The organism is Rhodanobacter sp. FW101-FHT13A11, assembly GCF_058790335.1.
In genome coordinates, this window is the sequence record NZ_JBYTCN010000006.1 from 42,428 (window position 1) to 62,539 (window position 20,112).

General features: G+C 70.2%; 16 protein-coding genes. 7 read left to right on the plus strand and 9 right to left on the minus strand.

From position 1 onward, the window contains the following. Window position 1: 1 nt before the first annotated feature. The 3 genes from AC3WRN_RS08520 to AC3WRN_RS08530 are packed head-to-tail and all read right to left on the minus strand — an operon-like array spanning window position 2 to window position 2,741. Window positions 2-757 (minus strand): glycosyltransferase family 2 protein, encoded by a 756-nt coding sequence (locus tag AC3WRN_RS08520; RefSeq protein WP_492622642.1) that lies wholly within the window; start codon window positions 755-757, stop codon window positions 2-4. Then, window positions 754-1,551 carry a beta-ketoacyl synthase chain length factor gene (locus AC3WRN_RS08525; RefSeq protein ID WP_492622643.1) on the minus strand — a complete coding sequence of 266 codons (798 nt, stop codon included), beginning with the start codon at window positions 1,549-1,551 and terminating at the stop codon, window positions 754-756. Before AC3WRN_RS08525 ends, AC3WRN_RS08520 begins: the two co-directional genes overlap by 4 nt. Beyond that, on the minus strand, window positions 1,548-2,741 hold the full coding sequence (locus AC3WRN_RS08530) for a beta-ketoacyl-ACP synthase (protein WP_492622644.1): 1,194 nt from the start codon (window positions 2,739-2,741) through the stop codon (window positions 1,548-1,550). Before AC3WRN_RS08530 ends, AC3WRN_RS08525 begins: the two co-directional genes overlap by 4 nt. 305 nt (window positions 2,742-3,046) lie before the next feature. Between AC3WRN_RS08530 and hemF the strand changes: the two genes are divergently transcribed. After that, complete coding sequence (hemF, locus tag AC3WRN_RS08535; protein WP_492622645.1) at window positions 3,047-3,949, plus strand: oxygen-dependent coproporphyrinogen oxidase; 903 nt, start codon at window positions 3,047-3,049, stop codon at window positions 3,947-3,949. Between the two features lie 74 nt (window positions 3,950-4,023). Here the strand turns inward: hemF and AC3WRN_RS08540 are convergent, their stop codons facing one another. Further along, window positions 4,024-4,695, minus strand: coding sequence for a DUF4097 family beta strand repeat-containing protein (locus tag AC3WRN_RS08540; protein ID WP_492622646.1), 672 nt, complete (start codon window positions 4,693-4,695; stop codon window positions 4,024-4,026). Window positions 4,696-4,841: 146 nt separating this feature from the next. Here AC3WRN_RS08540 and gpmA point away from each other — a divergent pair, with 146 nt between their 5' ends. Both gpmA and AC3WRN_RS08550 read left to right on the plus strand, forming a co-directional pair. Continuing rightward, complete coding sequence (gene gpmA, locus AC3WRN_RS08545; protein ID WP_492622647.1) at window positions 4,842-5,585, plus strand: 2,3-diphosphoglycerate-dependent phosphoglycerate mutase; 744 nt, start codon at window positions 4,842-4,844, stop codon at window positions 5,583-5,585. Window positions 5,586-5,807: 222 nt separating this feature from the next. Further along, window positions 5,808-6,350: a CcdC protein domain-containing protein gene (locus tag AC3WRN_RS08550; protein ID WP_492622648.1), complete on the plus strand. Its 543-nt coding sequence runs from the start codon at window positions 5,808-5,810 to the stop codon at window positions 6,348-6,350. Between the two features lie 32 nt (window positions 6,351-6,382). Here the strand turns inward: AC3WRN_RS08550 and AC3WRN_RS08555 are convergent, their stop codons facing one another. From AC3WRN_RS08555 to AC3WRN_RS08570, 4 genes are read right to left on the minus strand one after another with little or no spacing between them, the layout of a single operon-like run. Further along, window positions 6,383-7,687 carry an amidohydrolase gene (locus AC3WRN_RS08555; RefSeq protein WP_492622649.1) on the minus strand — a complete coding sequence of 435 codons (1,305 nt, stop codon included), beginning with the start codon at window positions 7,685-7,687 and terminating at the stop codon, window positions 6,383-6,385. Window positions 7,688-7,740: 53 nt separating this feature from the next. Beyond that, complete coding sequence (locus AC3WRN_RS08560; protein WP_492622650.1) at window positions 7,741-8,127, minus strand: peptidase C13; 387 nt, start codon at window positions 8,125-8,127, stop codon at window positions 7,741-7,743. A gap of 40 nt (window positions 8,128-8,167) precedes the next feature. Beyond that, the gene (zapE, locus tag AC3WRN_RS08565) at window positions 8,168-9,292 is read right to left on the minus strand and encodes a cell division protein ZapE (RefSeq protein WP_492622651.1); all 1,125 of its coding nucleotides are present in this window, start codon (window positions 9,290-9,292) and stop codon (window positions 8,168-8,170) included. 29 nt (window positions 9,293-9,321) lie between these two features. Then, entirely contained in the window at window positions 9,322-10,011 is a 690-nt protein-coding gene (locus AC3WRN_RS08570; RefSeq protein WP_492622652.1) for an alpha/beta hydrolase, read from the minus strand. A gap of 48 nt (window positions 10,012-10,059) precedes the next feature. Here AC3WRN_RS08570 and AC3WRN_RS08575 point away from each other — a divergent pair, with 48 nt between their 5' ends. Continuing rightward, on the plus strand, window positions 10,060-10,653 hold the full coding sequence (locus tag AC3WRN_RS08575) for an acyl carrier protein phosphodiesterase (protein ID WP_492622653.1): 594 nt from the start codon (window positions 10,060-10,062) through the stop codon (window positions 10,651-10,653). Between the two features lie 186 nt (window positions 10,654-10,839). Here AC3WRN_RS08575 and AC3WRN_RS08580 read toward each other — a convergent pair whose 3' ends face one another. Continuing rightward, window positions 10,840-11,361: a c-type cytochrome gene (locus tag AC3WRN_RS08580; RefSeq protein WP_492622654.1), complete on the minus strand. Its 522-nt coding sequence runs from the start codon at window positions 11,359-11,361 to the stop codon at window positions 10,840-10,842. Window positions 11,362-11,844: 483 nt separating this feature from the next. On the opposite strand from AC3WRN_RS08580, the gene AC3WRN_RS08585 reads away from it, so the two are divergent. The 3 genes from AC3WRN_RS08585 to AC3WRN_RS08595 all read left to right on the plus strand — a co-directional run bounded on the left by AC3WRN_RS08585 (window position 11,845) and on the right by AC3WRN_RS08595 (window position 19,898). Further along, window positions 11,845-13,086 (plus strand): efflux RND transporter periplasmic adaptor subunit, encoded by a 1,242-nt coding sequence (locus tag AC3WRN_RS08585; RefSeq protein WP_492622655.1) that lies wholly within the window; start codon window positions 11,845-11,847, stop codon window positions 13,084-13,086. A gap of 101 nt (window positions 13,087-13,187) precedes the next feature. Beyond that, entirely contained in the window at window positions 13,188-16,427 is a 3,240-nt protein-coding gene (locus AC3WRN_RS08590) for an efflux RND transporter permease subunit (RefSeq protein ID WP_492622656.1), read from the plus strand. A gap of 333 nt (window positions 16,428-16,760) precedes the next feature. After that, complete coding sequence (locus AC3WRN_RS08595) at window positions 16,761-19,898, plus strand: efflux RND transporter permease subunit (RefSeq protein WP_492622657.1); 3,138 nt, start codon at window positions 16,761-16,763, stop codon at window positions 19,896-19,898. Window positions 19,899-20,112: the final 214 nt, after the last annotated feature.

Below are 20,112 nucleotides of genomic sequence, written 5' to 3' on the forward strand. Positions count from 1 at the left end.
CTCAGGCCGCGGGGTCGACGACGACGAGCGGCATGCCGCGCGAGCGACGGTAGCTGGCGACGATGTCGCCGTAGTGGAACACCCGACCGATGGTATAGAGGGTGATGCGGGTGACGTCGCGCACCGGCTTGAGGTGGCTGGGGCGGAACGCGCCGTGGTAGCGCGAGGCGATCGGCACCGAGACCACGCCGAGCTTCTTCTCGCGCGAGGCGGCGATCAGGAGCGCCGCCTCGAACACGAAGTGCTCCGCCGGCAGGTCGACCAGCGCCAGCGCCGCGCGCGGATACCAGCGTTGCCCGCTCTGGGTGTCGGCCACCGGTTGCGCGCAGGCCCACGAGATGCCCCAGTCGGCCACCGCGTTGGCGCGGCGGCGACCCTTCGGCTGCTGCTCGCGGTCGAGCAGGCGCGCGCCGATCACGATGTGCTGCGGGTAGCGCCGTGCGGCGGCTACGATGCGCGGGATGTCGCTGGCCAGGTGCTGGCCGTCGCCGTCCATCGTCAGCACCGCGTCGTAGCCCTGCCGCAGCGCCTCGTGGAAGCCGTGGCGCAGCGCCTCGCCCTTGCCGCGGCGTTCGTCGTGGCGCAGCAGGGTCACCGGCAGCGCGGCGACGATCCCGGGCGTGCGGTCGTCCGAGCCGTCGTCGATCACGATCACCGGCACGCCGAGCGCCAGCACGGATTCGACCACCGACTGGATCGCGGCCTCCTCGTTGAGGCAGGGAATCAGCACGCACCAGCGTGCGGCGGGGATATTCAAGCGACCCGTTCCATGTCGATGACCAGTCCCAGTGTAGCGGCAGCGGCCAGCCGGCAGCGGCCGCCGCGGCCGGCGAGCAGGGCCAGCAACGGCAGGGCGGCGGCCGAGGGGTTGCCGCCGCGCCAGCCGGCGAGCGGCTCGGGCAGCGGCGTGTCGATGGCGTCGGCGCCCGGCTGCAGGTCGAAGTCGAGCCGGGCCAGCGTGGCGGCGCCGGCTTGGGGCGCCAGCACCAGGGCGCAGCCGAACGGCTGGCGGCAATCGGAGACTTCGCCGAGCGGGCCGCTGCCGGCGATGTCGCTGCATGCCAGCAGCACCGGCCGCTGTTCGGCCAGCACCTGGCCGGCCGCCTCCAGCAGGCCGGCGCCGAAGCTGGCGCGCCGGGCGCAGATCGCGGTGGAGGGCGTGTGGCAGCCGGTGGCGATGGTCCAGTAGCCGACCGCGGCGTTGTGCACCGAGTTGTGGAAGCGGGTCGGCGACAGTTCCGCCGGCGCCTGCGCCAGGGTGGCGCACATGTAGTCGGTGATTGCCTGGTCGCCGTGCGCGGAGGCGAACACGCAGGCCAGCGAGGTGGCATCGCGGCCGCTCATCGCCACCGCCTGGCCGGCCACCTCGACCGCCAGCAGCACGCTCTCCGGCGCGCGCCGGCGTTCGTTCGGCGGCAGGACGGCGGCGGCCGGCCGCGGTGGCGGTGCTGGTGGCGTGGTGCCGGCCAACAGCGCGCGCAGCGTGGCGAAGTCGGCCAGTTGCGGCGACCACAGGCCGATGCCTTCCACATAGACGCGCAGCGCGCTCACGCGGCGAATCCCGCGCGGGCGAACGCGAGGCAGGCGTTGTTGCCGCCGAAGCCGAACGAGTTGCTCAGCGCCACGTTCACGCGCCGCTGCTCGTTGCGCCAGGCGAAGTGCGCGCCGCAGATCGGGTCGGGCGTATCGCCGCCGAGGTTGCCGGGCACCAGGCCGTGCTCGATCGCCTGCAGCGCGATGGTCGCCTCGAGGATGCCGGCGGCGCCCAGCGTGTGGCCGGTGAAACCCTTGGTCGAGCTGGCCCGCGTGGTGGCCGGGAACGCGCGGCCGACCAGCGCCGCTTCCACTTCGTCGTTCTTCTGGCTGGCGGTGCCGTGCAGGTTGATGTAGTCCACCTGCGCCGCGTCGAGGCCGGCGCGCGCCAGCGCGTCGCGCAGCGCCAGCTCGGCGCCGAGGCCGTCCGGGTGCGGCGTGGACATGTGGTGCGCGTCGCTGGACTCGCCGTAGCCGAGCAGCCGCGGCGCGTGCGGCGCCGCCTCGACGCGCTCCAGCAAGGCGAAGCCGGCGGCCTCGCCGATCGAGATGCCGTTGCGCACGGCGTCGAACGGCCGGCACGGCTCGGGCGAGACCAGCTCCAGCGCGTTGAAGCCGAACAGCACGCTGTCGCACAGGGTGTCCACGCCGCCGACCACCGCCGCGTCGACCAGGCCGAGGCGGAGCATCCGCTCCGCGCTGGCGAACACCTTGGCGCTGGACGAGCAGGCGGTGGAAACGGTCAGGCACGGCCCTTCCAGCGCGAGCGCGGCGGCGGCGAAGGCGGCCAGCGAATGCGGCGCGTGGATCGCCGGGCGCAGCATGTCGTCGGGCATGCCGCCGTCGGGATCGAGCCGGCGATAGGCCTCCTCGGTGGCGCCGATGCTGGCGGTGGAAGTGCCCAGCAGCAGCGCCACGCGGGCGGCGCCGTAGCGCGCGCGCGCCGCCCGCACGCGGTCGAGGAAGCCGTCCTGGTTCAGGCCCAGCCAGGCCAGCCGGTTGTTGCGGCAGTCCCAGGCGGCCAGCGCGGCGGGCAGGGCGGTGTCCTCCACGCCGTCGACGCGGCCGATCCAGCACGTCAGCGGCGCGCTGCCGAAGTCGTTCGGGCGCAGGCCGCCGCGGGCGCGTTCGAGCGCATCGAGCTGCGCCGCCAGGCCGCTGCCCATGGCGGACGTGGCGGTGTACGCGGTGACTGCGAGCGGCGTCATCGAAGGAAGCATCGGGAAAGCGTAGCGGGCACCCCCGCGGATGCCTAGCCTGCGCGGAACGGGCATTCAGCCACCGAACTGCCGCGGATGGCGCGCCGCGGCTATGCCGACGCGTCCACGTTCCGCACTTCCGCGGATCGCCGCGTCCGCGCCGTCGCGCAATCCCGGGCGCTGCCTGCGCGACCGCGGCGTGCGAGGTGCCGCGCTGCGCCGCTGATCTGGCACAGGTCGGCGCGGCGCCGCGCCGCAGGGGCAACCGCCGGCGCCTTGTTAAGCTTGCCGCATCGACAACGACGGGCAAGACGATGAACGAGCAAGCCAACCGGGCCGAAGCCTTCCTGCGCGAGCTGCAGGACCGCATCTGCGCCGCGATCGAGCAGGCCGACGGCGGCGCGCGGTTCACGGAGGACGCATGGACGCGCGACGCGGGCGGCGGCGGGCGCACCCGCGTGCTGCGCGACGGCGCGGTGTTCGAGCAGGCCGGGGTGAACTTCTCGCGCGTGCACGGCCACCCGTTGCCGCCCAGCGCCACCGCGCACCGGCCCGACCTGGCCGGCGGCAGCTTCATCGCCACCGGCGTGTCGCTGGTGCTGCACCCGAAGAACCCGCACGTGCCCACCACCCACGCCAACGTGCGCTACTTCGAGGCCAGCAAGGAAGGCGTGGAGCCGGTGTGGTGGTTCGGCGGCGGCTTCGACCTCACTCCGTTCTACCCGGTGGACGAGGACGTGCGGCACTGGCACACGGTGGCGCGCGACCTGTGCGCGCCGTACGGCGCGGACGTCTATCCGCGCTACAAGAAGTGGTGCGACGACTACTTCTACCTGAAGCACCGCGGCGAAACGCGCGGCATCGGCGGGCTGTTCTACGACGACCTGAACGAGGGCGGCTTCGAGCGCTGCTTCGCGTTCACCCGCGACGTGGGCCAGGGTTTCCTCGACGCCTACCTGCCGATCGTGGCGCGGCGCAAGGCCGCGCCGTACGGCGAGCGCGAGCGCGAGTTCCAGCTGTACCGACGCGGCCGCTACGTGGAATTCAACCTGGTCTACGACCGCGGCACGTTGTTCGGCCTGCAGTCCGGCGGGCGCACCGAGTCGATCCTGATGAGCCTGCCGCCGCGGGTGCGCTTCGAGTACGCGTACCAGCCGGAAGCCGGATCGGCCGAAGCGAAACTGGCCGAGTACCTGAGGCCGCGCGACTGGGTGTAGGAGCGCACCCCGTGCGCGATGGCTCTTCGTGAAAAACATCGCGCACAGGGTGCGCTCCTACAGGGAGCCTGGCTTTATGGCGTGGCGCCGCTGAACTTCTCCGGCGTGGTGCCCTTCACCGGGCCGATCTGCGCGCTGTCGCTGACCTTCAGCACCACCTCGCGGCGGAACTCCAGCGTGCCCTGCACCACCGCGTGCGGGCCGATCACGACTACCGGCTTGCGCTCGCTGCCCCAGTGGAACCAGCCGTTGTTCGGCTTGTCGACCAGGATGCCGCCCTCGACGCGCGAGCCGGCGCCCACCGTGATGTCGCCCGCCACCGTGCCGATGCCGCCGGCGACATGGGCGCCGTCCAGCACGATCGCGCCGTTGACGTTCCCGACCCGGCCGCCGACGTCGGCGCCGCGGGCCAGATGGATGCTGCCGTTGACCGCGCTCACCTCGCCGCTGATCCGGCTGGCGCTGCCCAGGGTGATCGCGCCGTTGACCGTTCCCAGCCTGGCCGCCTGCGTCCTGTCGCCCAGCTCGATCGCCCCGTTGACCGTGCTGGCCTTGCGCACGCTGGCGCCATCGGCGATGTGCACTGCGCCGTTGACCGTGCTGACGTCGCCGGCCTGCTGGCCGGCCGCGACCTGCACCGAACCGTTGACCTTGTCGATGTCGTTGTCGCGCGCGCCGGCCAGCGGCGACTGGCCCAGGCCCAGCGCGAGCGCGGCGAAGATGAGGATTGGCGGGAATCGGCGCATGGCGGTCTCCTTTGGAGTGGGGTTACCACGCTAGGATGCGCCGCCGTCGCGGAAGGTTGGCCATGACCTGTGGCAGGGGCCGCATTTGACGCTGCCCGGGCCGGCCTGCACCATTGCCGGTTTATACCTCATTGTTGGGCGCTCCCATGTACAAGCTCGTCCTGATCCGCCACGGCCAATCGCAGTGGAACCTCGACAACCGCTTCAGCGGCTGGGCCGACGTCGACCTCACCGAGCAGGGCATGGCCGAGGCGCGCGAGGCCGGCCGCCTGCTGCGCGAGGGCGGCTACCATTTCGACGTGGCGCACACCTCGGTGCTCAAGCGCGCGGTGCGCACGCTGTGGGGCGTGCAGGACGCGATGGACCTGATGTGGATCCCGGTGCTCACCGACTGGCGCCTCAACGAGCGCCACTACGGCGGCCTCACCGGCCTGAACAAGGCCGAGACCGCGGCGAAGTACGGCGAGGACCAGGTGAAGATCTGGCGGCGCAGCTACGACATCCCGCCGCCGCCGCTGGAGCGCGCCGCGAACGAGTCGGTGAACGACCCGCGCTACGCGAAGCTCGACCCGAAGGACATCCCCGACACCGAGTGCCTGAAGGACACCGTGGCCCGCGTGCTGCCGTACTGGCACGAGGTGCTGGCGCCGGCGATCAAGTCCGGCCAGCGCGTGCTGGTGGCGGCCCACGGCAATTCGCTGCGCGCGCTGGTGAAGTACCTGGATGGCATCTCCGACGAGGCGATCGTCGAGCTGAACATCCCCAACGGCGTGCCGCTGGTGTACGAGTTCGACGACCGGCTGAATCCGTTGCGTCACTACTACCTCGGCGACGCCGACGCGATCGCGGCGAAGATGGCCGCGGTGGCGAACCAGGGCAAGGCGAAGTAACGCTGCCCTCGCCACATTCCCGTAGGAGCCCGCTTGCGGGCGATGCTCTTCAGCTCTTTCCCTCAGTTCTCATCTCTCGCCAAAAGCATCGCCCGCAAGCGGGCTCCTACGAAACCTGCATCTGCGGATCTCGCGGCACCGGCGAAGAGGTGACAATCGTCAGTCGTCCCGCGCGGGTCTGCCGCATTAAGCTGGTGGCCGACCCATCACCCGGATAGTGCCATGCCCGCGCACCTGACCAACTACCTCGTCATGCTGCCGATTCTCGCCTGGATCGTCTGGCGGCGGGTGAGCCGGCAGTTCGGTCGCCAGCCGATCCGGCGCAGGCGGATGATCTTCCGCATCGTGGTGTTCGTGCTCGTCGGCGGCCTGCTCGCGCTCAGCGGATTCCACCACGCCGCACTGACCGAAGGCCTCGCCGCCGGCGCGTTGCTCGGCGGTGCACTGGGCCTGCTCGGCATCCGGCTGACCCGCTTCGAGACCGATCCGGCAAAGGGCGACTGCTACGTGCCGAATCCGTGGATCGGCGCGCTGCTCACCGCGCTGCTGCTGGGCCGGCTGGCCTGGCGGCTGCTGGTGGCGTGGCCGCAGATGCAGCAGGCGCCGGCGCCCGGCGCGATGCCGCCGGCCGGCTACGCCGCCAGCCCGCTGACCATGCTGGTGATCGGCCTGCTGGTCGGCTACTACATCGTCTACTTCAGCGGCCTGCTGATCCACCACCGCCGCTTCCAGCGGGCGCACCCGGGCAGCAGCACCGAGCTGTAGCCCGTGGCGGGATCGGCATGCAGGCGCGTCGCTCAGGAGGCCGGCGCGTCGAGGTAATCCAGGCTGGCCTGCAGCATCGACGCCATGCCGATCTGCAGCGCGTCCTCGTCGAGGAAGAATTTCGGCGAGTGGTTGGCCGGCGCCTTGGACGCGTCCTGGCCCCGCGGCGTGGCGCCGACGAAGAAGTACACGCTGGGCAGCTTCCGCGCGAAGTAGGCGAAGTCCTCCGAGGCCATCGACGGCGGGGCCTCGATCACGTGTTCGCCGCCGATCGCCTTGCGCAGGCTGTCGCGCACGCGCGCGGCGAGCGCGGGATCGTTGACCAGCACCGGGTTGCTGTCGCCGAGCGGGATCTGCGTCTCGACGGTGGCTCCGTTCGCGGCGGCGACGTGTTCGGCGATGCCCCTGAGGTTGTCGATCGCCTGCTGGCGCATGCCGGCGTCGAACGTGCGCAGGGTGCCCTGCAGCTCGACCCGGTCCGGCACGATGTTGTAGCGCGAGCCGCCCTCGACGATGCCGAAGCTGAGCACCGCCGGCAGCTTGCCGATGTCCAGCTTGCGGCTGACGATGGTCTGCGCGGTGCCGATGATCTCGGCGGCGGTGACGATCGGGTCGACCCCGTTCCACGGCATCGCGCCGTGGGTCTGGCGGCCGTGCACCACCATGCGGAACCAGTCCGAGCCGGCCATCGTCGGCCCCGGCCGCACCGACACCGTGCCCACGTTGAGCGCGCTGACCACGTGCATGCCGAACATCGCGTCGGGCTTGAAGTCGCGCAGCAGGCCATCCTTGAGCATCAGGGAGGCGCCGCCTTCCTCGCCGTCCGGCGCGCCTTCCTCGGCCGGCTGGAACACGAACAGCACCGAGCCGTGCAGCCGGTGCTTCATGCCGCTCAGCGCCTGCGCCATGCCCAGCAGCATCGCGGTGTGCGCGTCGTGGCCGCAGGCGTGCATCACCCCGACGGTCTTGCCGCGGTACTCGCCCTTCGCCTTCGAGGCGAACGGCAGGTTCACTTCCTCGGTCACCGGCAAGGCGTCCATGTCGGCGCGGATCGCCAGCCGCGGCCCGGGCAGGTCGCCCTTCAGCAGGCCCACCACGCCGGTGCGCGCGATGCCGGTGTGCACTTCCAGCCCCAGCTTCTTCAGCTCCTGCGCGACCAGCGCCGAGGTGCGCACCTCGCGGTTGCTCAGTTCGGGATGCTGGTGGATGTCGCGCCGCCACGCGATGACCTGGGGCAGTTCCTGCTGCGCCATGGCCTGCGCGCCGGGAGCGTCGACGGCGTGCAGCGGTGCGATGGCGGCAGCGGCCAGCGCCAGGGCGAGGGCAGTGCGGTACATGGGCGTCTCCGTGGCGGGGGTGGTCGATGTTAGCGCGCCGCCGTGCCGCTGGCTCAGGGCACGATGCTGAAGTCGATCTCGATCGGATAAGGCGCCGGCGCGGCCGGTGGCGGCGGCAGCGTCCAGCCCGCGAACCGGCCGGCCATGCAGGTGGCGACCGGGGTCGGCGGCAGCACCTCGATCCGGGTCGGCTTGCCGTCGGCCTGGAGGTCGGCGACCAGGGTGAACGGCGACTTGTCGGCCGGCGCATGGCTGGCGATGCAGCCCTTCAGCGCCGCGGCGGTGGGGCCGGTGATCCTGTCCCACAGCTGCTTTTGGTAGGCCGGCCCGGTGGCGGCGGCTTCCGCCAGCCTGCCCTGCGTCACGCGCGTACTGAAATCCTGGCCGGGCGGCAGGCCGGTGGCGGCCAGCAGCAGTGCGACAGCGAGCGGAAGAGGCATGGGTGGCTCCGGTATCGATCCGTGCAGGCACGGTAGCAGTTCATTCGGGCCGATGTTCCAGTGCCAGGTATGCCTCGCTCTGCATCTCGATCAGGCGCGACTCGGTGCGGCCGAACTCGGCGCGCAGGCGTTCGCCGTCGTACAGCTCGGTGATCGGCGCGGCGGCGGACAGCACCAGCTTGACGTGGCGGTCGTAGAACTCGTCCACCAATTGCACGAAGCGCTTCGCCGCATCCTCGCTGTAGATGGTGAACTGCGGCACGTTGGCGACGATCACCGCCGGGCCGGCCTTCGCCAGCGCGATGTAGTCGGCCACCGCGCGCGGGCCTTCGCACAGCGCGGCGAACTCGAACCAGACGATGTCGTCGGCGCGCTTGACGAACGGGATCTCGCGGTCGTTGACGTGCAGCGTGCCGCCTTCCTGCACGTTGCCGCCGGCCTGGCCGGCGAAGATCCGCTCCAGCGCGCGATGCGCCTCGGCGCCAGGTGGAGTGAGGTACACCGGCGCGCGGGTCAGCGCACGCAGGCGCCAGTCGTGGGAGGAGGCCATCTCGGCCACGTGGCAGTGCCGCTCGATCAGCGCGATCGCGGGCAGGAAGCGCGCGCGCTGCAGGCCGCCCTTGTACAGGTTCGCCGGCGCGGTGTTGGAGGTGGTGACCAGGGTGACGCCGCGCGCGAACAGCGCGTCGAGCAGGCCCGACAGGATCATCGCGTCGCCGATGTCGTTGACCAGGAACTCGTCCAGGCACAGCACGCGGCAGCGCGCGGCGAGGCCGGCGGCCACCTCGGCCAGCGGGCTCTGCCGCTCACCCAGCGCGCGCAGGTTCTCGTGCACCTCGCCCATGAAGCGGTGGAAATGCCGGCGCAGCACCACGCCGTGCGGCAGGCTGGCGGCGAACAGGTCCATCAGGAAGGTCTTGCCGCGGCCCACCGTGCCCCACAGGTACAGCCCCGGCATCGCCGCGGGCGGGTCGTTGCCGAGCAGCGACTTCAGCCGGCCGAGCAGGCCGTTGCCATTGCCGTTGCCGGCAGCGGCGCACAGCGCCGCGTGCATGCGGTCGAACTCCGGCAGCAGCGCCAGCTGGGTCGGGTCGGACTCCCAGCGGTGCGCGGCGACGCCTTCGAGGTAGCGCGCACTGGGCGCGAGCGAGGGGTTTTCACTCATGGAGCGGACGGGCCGTGGAAAGAGGGGCGTCAGGCATGCCGCGGCGGCGGCAGCCAGGCGTGCACGGCATGCTTCACCGCTCCGCGCAGGTCCATCAGCCGGCGATGGAAGAAGTGGCTGGTCTCGGGCATGCGCACCAGCTCGGGCCGCTGCTCCAGCGTCTCGACCCAGTCGAACACCGCCTGCGGCTCGACGATCTCGTCGGCCTCGCCCTGCACGATCAGCCACGGGCAGGTCGGCAGCGCGATCGCGTCGAACGGCCAGCGCCCCACCGGCGGCGCGATGCTGACCAGCGCGTCGGCGCGCAGCCGCACCGCGTTGGCGATGCTGACGTAGCTGCCGAACGAGAAGCCCGCCAGCCACAGCGTGTCGTTCGGGCGCACGCGGCGCACCCAGGCCACCACGGCGGCCAGGTCGTCGCCTTCGCCGCGGCCCTTGTCGTAGTCGCCCTGCGAAGCGCCGGCGCCGCGGAAGTTGAAGCGCACGGTGTCCAGGCCGGATTCGCGCAACGCGCGCTCGACCATCGTCACCACCTTGTTGTGCATGGTGCCGCCCTCGATCGTGAGCGGATGGCAGACCACCGCCACGCCGCGACGCGCGGCCGCCGGTTCGGCGACATCGCTGATGGTCTCGAGCTTGCCGGCGCGGCCGTCGAGCATGAAACTGGCGGCGACATCCGGAAAGCCGGCAGGTGCGGCGGGGAGCTCGGTGGGAGTCATGCAGGCGATGATAACCGCCGGGCGCACCGGCTGCCGCGGACGGCGCGGATGAACCACCTGGCCCACGTGCTGCTGGCCGGCGACGACGAGGCCCTGCGGCTGGGCGGCATGCTGGGCGATTTCGTGCATGGGCGGCCGGAGGCGGGCCTGTTCCCGTCACGGGTGGTCGCCGGCATCCGCCTGCACCGGGCGATCGACGTGTACACCGACGCCCACCCCGAGGTGCTGGCGGCGAAGGCGCTGCTGCCATCGCCGTATCGCCGTTATGCCGGGATCCTGCTGGACATGTGGTTCGACCGCTGCCTGGCGCGCGATTTCCCGCGCTGGAGCGCGCAACCGCTGCCGGAGTATGCCGCCGCCCTGCGCGCCCTGTTGTGGCGGCAGGATGCGCTGCTGCCGCCGGCGCTGCGGCGCTTCCGCGGCTACATGGAAGCGCATGGCTTGCCGGCCGGCTACGTCGACGACGCGGTGCTGGGCGAGGCGCTGGGCGGCATCGGGCAGCGCCTGAGCCGCGGCAATCCGCTGGGTTCGGCGCTGCCGGTGCTGCTGGAGCGGGAAGCGGCATTGCAGGGGAGTTTCGAGGCGTTCTTTCCCGAGCTGTGGGGCTTTGCGCGGGAGTGGATCGAGGCGCACGCGGGGTGAGCGTTGGCTCGCAGGAGCCCGCTGTGCTCCCTCCCCTGCTTGCAGGGGAGGGTTGGGGAGGGGTTCGCTTTTGATTTTCTCGTACACCGAGGCTCCCCATCCCAACCTTCCCCCAAGGGGGAAGGGGCAAACGAAAACGCCGCCCAGTGGGCGGCGCTTGGCGAAAGCTTGTTGGATCAGGCGAAATTATTTCGCCTGGTCGGCGATCCAGTGCACGGCGTTGGTCACCTGCTCGGTGGTGAGCGCCGGGTTGCCGCCCTTGGGCGGCATGAAGTTGCCGTCCGGGCCGTGGTAGCCGTCGATCGCATGCTTGACCAGGGTGTCGATGCCCTGGGCGACGCGCGGGGCCCAGGCGGTCTTGTCGCCCAGCTTGGGGGCGCCGGCCACGCCGGAGGTGTGGCAGCTGGTGCACAGGTGGTCGAAGATCGCCTTGCCGTCGGTGGTGCCGCCGTAGGCGACCTGCGAGGCGGCGGCCTTGGCGGCGGCATCGGCGGCAGCCTGCATCGCGGCGCGCCCGGTGTCGCCGGCGTACACGGCGCCGGCCGGCGCGATCCGCGCGGCGACCATGGCCGGCTGGTTCGGGTTGGTTTCCTTCGGCTCGTGGTCGTGGATCGCCAGCGCCGTGAAGATCAGTACCACCGTCAGTACCGCCAGACCCCCGATCATGATCGAGAACTGGCGCAGGACGCTCTGATCGGATTTGCTCATGGGACCGCTCACGCACGTACTCCTGTCAGTGGGCCGGACGGAACGCCACGATGGCTGCCCCGGCCTGCCTGAATTGCCTGTTGCCGTGTCGCACCAGCGCGATGGATTCGCCCCGGTGTGGGTCGCCGCCAGTGGGTGTGCGGCGTGGATCATGTCTGCCGGCCGACCCGTTCACGGATCGGGCAGCCGAACCAGTCGCGGATTATAGACGAAGCGCGCGGCAAGTTTCAGGCCTCCGTGGCGATCCGTCGCCATGCCGCGGCGGCCAGCGCCGGGTCCGGAAACGGCCGCCGCGGGCCGGCCACCCTGCCATCGGTCATGGCGCCCCCCTGTCAACCGGCATTGTTCAATTCCGTTGAACTGCGCCTATGCTCCCCCCGCAAGGCGCCACCAGGCGCCGACTGAAAGACGCCAGTCACCTCACCGACGCGTGCCGCGTGGTGGAGTGCCGGCCGACCGCACCGTTTAGCCCAGGAGTTTCGCATGTCGCGTTTTTGGAAGATCGCGTTGATCGTGATTGCCGTGATCGTGGTGGCCGGCGTGGGATTGCGCCTGCTGCACAAGCCCGCCGACCCGGGGTCGGCAGCGACGGCGGGCGCCGGCAAGGGCAAGGACGGCAAGGACGAGACGCCGCCGGTGCCGGTCACCGTGGTGCCGGTGGTCAAGCAGAACGTGCCGGTCTACCTGACCGCGCTGGGCACGGTGCAGGCGCTCAACACGGTCACCGTGAACCCGCAGGTGGGCGGCCAGCTGCTCAGCCTGGAGTTCACCGAAGGCCAGCCGGTGAAGAAGGGCCAGTTGCTGGCGCAGATCGACCCGCGCACCTACCAGGCCGCCTACGACCAGGCCGTGGCGAAGCAGCGCCAGGACCAGGCGCTGCAGGCCACCGCGAAGAGCAACCTGGCGCGCAGCCAGGACCTGGCCGCCAAGGGCTACATCTCCAAGCAGGATCTGGACACCCTGCGCAACACCGCCGCGCAGTACGAGGCCGCGGTGGCGGCTGACGCGGCCAACGTGCGCGACAGCCAGGTGCAGCTGAACTACACCCGCGTGCTGTCGCCGATCGACGGGCTGGCCGGCATCCGCGCGGTCGACCCCGGCAACGTGGTCACCACCACCAGCGCGATCGTCACGCTGACCCAGCTGCATCCGATCAACGTGATGTTCACCTTGCCCGAGCAGAACCTCGACCTGGTGCGCAGCGCCGCCGCCAAGGATGGCGCCGCGCTGCAGGTGACCGCGCTGGACCGCACCGACGCGCACCCGATCGCCGGCGGCGGCGTGCTCAAGGTGATCGACAACCAGATCGACACCAGCACCGGCACGTTCCGCCTGAAGTCGGAGTTCCCGAACGAGAAGAACGAGCTGTGGCCGGGCCAGTTCGTGAACGTGCAACTGCTGGTGAACACCGTCGACGGCGGCCTGGTGATCCCGGCGCAGGCGGTGCAGCGCGGGCCCGACGGCGACTACGTGTACCAGGTGCAGGCCGACAGCACGGTGAAGATGCAGCCGGTGCAGGTGGCTGGCGAGGTGGGCGACAGCCATGTGATGGTCGGCAGCGGCCTCAAGGTCGGCGACCGGGTGGTCACCGAAGGCCAGTTCCGCCTGAAGCCGGGCAGCAAGGTCAATGCGCTGAAGCCCGGCGAAGTGCCGGCGACGCCGACCGCGGCCGAATTGGAGAAAGCCAAGCAGAACAGCAAGGGTGGCGGTCGCCGTCGCGGCTGAGCGGCCGCGTGCCGGCCCGGCATGACACCGCCGCTGCGTGAACCCGGCCGTGCCCCGGCCATGATCGCGGCGGAAACCGCACCTACACGTTACGGATAGCCATGGGATTCTCGACTCTCTTCATTCGCCGGCCGATCGCCACCTCGCTGCTGATGGTGGCGGTGCTGCTGCTCGGCATCCTCGGCTACCGCCAGCTGCCGGTCTCGGCACTGCCGGAGATCGAGGCGCCCAGCCTGGTGGTGAGCACGCAGTATCCGGGCGCCAGCGCCAGCACCATGGCCGCGCTGATCACCACGCCGCTGGAGCGCAACCTGGGGCAGATCTCCGGGCTCACCATGATGAGCTCGGATTCCTCCGCCGGGCTGTCCACGATCATCCTGCAGTTCTCGATGGACCGCGACATCGACATCGCCGCGCAGGACGTGCAGGCCGCGATCAACCAGGCCAAGGGCACGCTGCCGGGCAACCTGCCGTACCCGCCGGTGTACAACCGCGTGAACCCGGCCGACGCGCCGATCCTCACCCTCAAGCTCACCTCCGACAGCCGCCAGCTGCGCGAGGTGAACGACCTGGCCGACTCGATCATCGCGCAGAAGCTGTCGCAGGTGCAGGGCGTGGGCCTGGTCTCGATCGCCGGCAACGTGCGCCCCGCGGTACGCGTGCAGGTGAACCCGGCGCAGCTGTCCAACCTCGGCCTGACCCTGGAGGACGTACGCAGCGCGCTGACCCAGGCCAACGTCAACGCGCCCAAGGGCACGCTGAACGGCAAGACGCAGAGCTACTCGATCGGCACCAACGACCAGCTGAAGGACGCGGCCGAGTACAAGAACACCATCATCAGCTACAAGAACGGCTCGCCGGTGCGCCTGTCCGACGTGGCGAACGTGGTCGACGGCGTCGAGAACGACCAGCTCGCCGCGTGGGCGGACGGCAAGCCGGCGGTGCTGCTGGACGTGCGCCGCCAGCCCGGCGCGAACATCGTGCAGACGGTGGAGCAGATCCGCAACGTGCTGCCCGAGCTGCGCAGCGCGCTGCCCGCCGACGTGCACCTGGACGTGTTCGCCGACCGCACGGTGACCATCCGCGCCTCGGTGCACGACGTCGAGTTCACCCTGATCCTCACCGTGTTCCTGGTGGTGGGCGTGATCTTCGTGTTCCTGCGCCGGCTGTGGGCCACGGTGATCCCGTCGGTGGCGGTGCCGCTGTCGCTGCTGGGCACGTTCGGCGTGATGTCGTTCACCGGCATGTCGCTGGACAACCTCTCGCTGATGGCGCTCACCGTGGCCACCGGCTTCGTGGTGGACGACGCGATCGTGATGATCGAGAACATCGTGCGCTACATCGAGCAGGGCAGGGACGGCAAGGAGGCGGCCGAGGTCGGCGCGAAGGAGATCGGCTTCACCGTGCTGTCGCTGACCGTGTCGCTGGTGGCGGTGTTCCTGCCGCTGCTGCTGATGCCCGGCGTCACCGGCCGGCTGTTCCACGAGTTCGCCTGGGTGCTCACGATCGCGGTGACCATCTCGATGCTGGTGTCGCTGACGCTGACGCCGATGATGTGCGCCTACCTGCTCAAGCCCGACCAGCTGCCTGAGGGCGACGACGCGCACGAGCGTCACGCCGCGGCCGGCAAGCGCACGGTGTGGTCGCGCACGGTCGGCATCTACGAAAGCTCGCTGGACTGGGTGCTGGATCACCAGCGGCTGACCATGCTGGTCGCCGGCGCCGCGGTGGTGCTCACCGTGTTCCTGTACATCGTGATCCCCAAGGGCCTGCTGCCCGAGCAGGACACCGGCCTGATCACCGGCGTGGTGCAGGCCGACGACAACATCGCGTTCCCGCAGATGGAGGACCGCACCCGCGCGGTCGCCGAGGCGCTGCGCAAGGATCCGGCGGTGGCCGGCGTGGCCGCCTTCATCGGCGCCGGCACGATCAACCCCACGCTCAACCAGGGCCAGCTCAGCATCGTGCTGAAGGACCGCGGCAAGCGCGACGGCCTGGACGCCCTGCTGCCGCGCCTGCAGCACGCGGTATCCGGCATCCCCGGCGTGGCGCTGTACCTGAAGCCGGTGCAGGACGTGACCCTGGACAGCCGCGTCGCCGCCACCGAATACCAGTACTCGCTGTCCGAGGTGAACGCGGCCGAGCTGGCCGGCTACGCCAACCAGATGACCCAGGCGATGCGCCAGCGGCCGGAGCTGGCCGACGTCGACAACAACCTCGCCAACAACGGCAACGCGCTCAAGCTGACCATCGACCGCGAGAAGGCCAGCCGCCTCGGCGTGCCGGTGCAGACCATCGACGACACCCTCTACGACGCGTTCGGCCAGCGCCAGATCTCCACCATCTTCACCCAGCTCAACCAGTACCGCGTGGTGCTGGAGGTGGCGCCGGAGTTCCGCACCAGCGACGACCTGCTGACCAAGCTCACCGTGCGCGGCAACGGCAACGGCGCGCTCACCGGCAGCAACGCAACCAGCTTCGGCCAGCTGAAATCGAGCAACTCGGCGACGCCGTCGGGCATCGGCAACACCGGCAACATCGGCTTCCAGATCGGCGCCGGCGGCAACATCCCGCTGTCCGCGCTGGTCAGCGCGCAGGTGACCAGCGCGCCGCTGGTGGTCAGCCACCAGCAGCAGCTGCCGGCGGTGACGCTGGCGTTCAACGTGGCGCCGGGCTATTCGCTGTCCGACGCGGTGGCGGCGATCCACCAGGTCGAGGCACAACTCGACTTCCCGCCGCAGGTGCGCGGCGAGTTCGTCGGCAAGGCGGCCGAGTTCACCTCCTCGCTGGGCGACGAGGTGCTGTTGCTGCTGGCCGCGATCGTGGTGATCTACATCGTGCTGGGCGTGCTGTACGAGAGCTACATCCACCCGCTGACGATCATCTCCACGCTGCCGCCGGCCGGCGTCGGCGCACTGCTGGCGCTGATCATGTTCGGCATGAGCCTGTCGGTGGACGGCATCGTCGGCATCGTGCTCCTGATCGGCATCGTGAAGAAGAACGCGATCATGATGATCGACTTCGCGATCGAGGCGCGCCGCACCGGCATGAACGCGCGCGACGCGATCCATCGCGCCTGCCTGCTGCGCTTCCGCCCGATCATGATGACCACCGCGGCGGCGATGCTCGGCGCGCTGCCGCTGGCGCTGGGCAACGGCATCGGCGCCGAGCTGCGCCGGCCGCTGGGCGTATCGATCGTGGGCGGCCTGCTGCTGTCGCAGCTGGTCACGCTGTACACCACGCCGGTGATCTACCTGTACATGGAGCGCTTCTCCGACTGGCTGGAGGCGCGCCGCGAGCGGCGCGCGCTGATCCGCAGCCAGGCCGGCCACGCGGCGTGACCTTGCCGGTGCGCCTCGCTCCCTCCCCTGCAAGGCAGGGGAGGGCCAGGGAAGTTGCTCTTCGCCGCAAAGTCAAAAGCCCCTCTCACCTGAAGGACTCCCTTTGGCCGCCGGCCTCTCACTGCGTTGCAGGGGTGAGGAGTCGTGCCGCCTTGCTCCTCGCCCTGCCCGCAGAATCACGCCGCCTCGCTCCCTCCCCTGCAAGGCAGGGGAGGGCCGGGGTGGGGTCGCTCTTCGCGCGAGGCATGCCGATCAACCTTTTCGCGGAATGGACGTTGAGGATGGGATGATTCCCCCACGCGTTGCCCGCCAGCCTCCGCCCACGTTGGACCCATGAACATCTCCGGCACCTTCATCCGACGTCCGATCGGCACCTCGCTGCTGGCGATGGGCCTGTTCGTGGCCGGCGCGATCGCCTACTTCCTGCTCGGCGTGGCGGCGCTGCCGAACATGCAGTTCCCGGCGATCTTCGTGCAGGCCAGCCAGGCCGGCGCCGACGCCAGCACGATGGCCTCCACCGTGGCCGCGCCGCTGGAGCGGCACCTGGGCCAGGTGCCCGGCATCGACACCATGCGCTCGTCCAGCTCCGAGGGGCGCACCTTCGTGTTCATGATGTTCCGCACCGGCACCGACCTGGATGCCGCCGCGCGCGACGTGCAGGCGGCGATCAACGCGGCGGCGCCGGACCTGCCCAGCGGCCTCAACGGCGCGCCCAGCTACCAGAAGGCGAACCCGAACGACGACCCGATCATCGCGCTGGCGCTGACCTCGGACACACAATCGGCAGCCGACCTGTACAACCTGTCCGACACCCAGCTGGCGCAGCGGCTGCGCCAGCTGCCGGGCGTGTCGTCGGTGGAGATCGCCGGCGCGGCCACGCCGGCGGTCCGCGTCGACGTGAACCTGCGCGCGCTGAACGCGATGGGCCTGTCGCCCGACCAGTTGCGCAACGCGCTGAGCGCGGCCAACGTGACCTCGCCGGAGGGCTTCCTGTCCAACGGCACCACCACCATGTCGATCAGCGCCAGCGCCCAGCTGCACAGCGCGGACGACTTCGCCCAGCTGGTGATCGCCAGCCGCAACGGCACGCCGGTGCGGCTGTCCGACGTGGCGAAGGTCTACGCCGGCCAGCAGGACGCCTACCAGGCCGCCTGGTTCCACGGCAAGCCGGCCGTGCTGATGTACGTCTACAAGAAGGCCGACGCCAACATCATCGCCACCGTCGACCTGGTCAAGCAGCAGTTGCCGATGCTGCGCGGCTACCTGCCGCCGGGCACCGTGCTGACCCCGTTCTTCGACGGCACGCCGACCATCCGCGCCTCGCTGCACGAGGTGCAGGCCACCTTGCTGATCTCGCTGGCGATGGTGGTGCTGACGATGGCGCTGTTCCTGCGCCGGCTCGCCCCCACGCTGATCGCCGCGGTGGCGGTGCCGCTGTCGCTGGCCGGCGCGTTCGTGGCGATGTATATCCTCGGCTACACGCTGAACAACCTCACCCTGCTGGCGCTGGTGATCGCGATCGGCTTCGTGGTCGACGACGCCATCGTGGTGATCGAGAACATCATCCGCCACATCGACGAGGGCATGTCGCGCATGCAGGCCACCCTCGCCGGCGCGCGCGAGATAGGCTTCACTATCGTGTCGATCACCGCCTCGCTGATCGCCGTGTTCATCCCGCTGCTGTTCGCCGGCGGCATCACCGGCATGTTCATGCACGAATTCTCGGTGACCCTGGTGGCGGCGATCGTGGTCTCGGCGACGGTTTCGCTGACGCTGACGCCGGCGCTGTGCGGGCGCTTCCTCCACGGGCATGCCGCGAAGCCGGAGGCGCGGCCGTCGCGGCTGGCCCGCATGCTGGACGGTTTCCACGCCGGCATGCTGCGCGCGTACACCCGCGCGCTGAACTTCTCGCTGCGCCACGCGCTGGCGTTCTCGCTGACCCCGCTGGTGCTGATCGTGGCCACGTTCTACCTGTTCGGCGTGGTCAAGACCGGCCTGTTCCCCGCGCAGGACACTGGCCTGATCTGGGGCCGCGCCACCTCCAGCGCCACCGTGTCGTTTGGCGAATCCGAGCAGCGCCTGAAACGGCTCACCACCATGCTGATGGCCGACCCCGACGTGGCCACCGTGGGCTCGCGCCTGGGCAGCAGCCGGCAGGGCACCAGCGGCTCGTTCAACATCGACCTGAAGAGCCGCGCCGAAGGCCGCGAGGACGACACCTTCGCGGTGCTGGCGCGGCTCAGCGCCAAGGCGGCGAAGTACCCCGACCTCAACCTGCGCTTGCGCCCGGTGCAGGACCTGCCCAGCGGTGGCGGCGGCACCAGCCAGGGCGCGCAATACCAGGTCTCGCTGCAGGGCAACGACCTGGCCAGCCTGCAGGAATGGCTGCCGAAGCTGCAGGCCGAGCTGAAGAAGAACCCGAAGCTGCGCGACGTCGGCACCGACATCGACGAAGCCGGCCTGCGCCAGAACATCGTGATCGACCGCGACAAGGCCGCGCGGCTCGGCGTGTCGATCGGCGCCATCGACGGCGCGCTGTACGACGCGTTCGGCCAGCGCCAGGTGTCCACCATCTACTCCGACATCAACCAGTACCAGGTGGTGGTCAACGCGTTGCCCGTGCAGACCGCTACGCCGGAGGCGCTCAACCGCATCTACGTGCGTTCAAGCAGCGGCACGATGATCCCGATCACCGCGTTCGCGCGGCAGGAGCCCGGCCTGGCGCCGTCGCAGATCACCCACGAAAACCAGTACACCACGATGGACCTCAGCTTCAACCTCGCCCCCGACGTGAGCATGGGCGAGGCGATGGCGATCATCCAGGCCACCGTGCAGAACATGCGCATGCCCGGCGACATCCGGGTGAAGATGGGCAGCGACTTCCGTCGCTTCCAGCAGTCGCAGAGTGGCATGGGCTGGCTGATCCTCGCCGCGGTGCTCACCGTCTACATCGTGCTTGGCATGCTGTACGAGAACCTGATCCATCCGGTCACCATCCTGTCCACCCTGCCGGCCGCCGGCGTGGGTGCGCTGATGGCGCTGTGGATCACCGGCACCGAACTGTCGGTGGTGGCGCAGATCGCGCTGGTACTCTTGATCGGCATCGTCAAGAAGAACGCGATCATGATGATCGACTTCGCCCTGGTCGCCGAGCGCGAACACGGCAAGCCGCCGCTGGAAGCGGCGCGCGAAGCGTGCATCGTGCGCTTCCGCCCGATCATGATGACCACCATGGTCGCCATCCTCGCCGCCCTGCCGATCGCCATCGGCCTCGGCGAAGGCAGCGAACTGCGCCGCCCCCTCGGCATCGCCCTGATCGGCGGCCTGCTCATCTCGCAAAGCCTCACCCTGCTCAGCACGCCGGCGCTGTACGTGATCTTCTCGTGCCTCGCCGAGCGGCGCAGGGCGTGGTGGGCGCGCCGGCAAGGGCGCAAGGCGGGGCGTCGCCGGAGACAGCTGGCAGGTATATGACTCGCCGTAGATCGTCGCGGATCGCGCATGTTCCGTGTGCTGGTATGGCCGTATCTGTTCAAGCTTCAATAAGGCCGCGGCGAATCGCTGTGGGTCACCATTGGCCCGTGATGGGTGTGGGTTTCGTTGTCGATGCTTCAATGAGGCCGCAGCGAATCGCTGCGGATCACCTGCCGGGCACGCCGTAGCCCCGCAGCATGTCGCCGCTTCAATG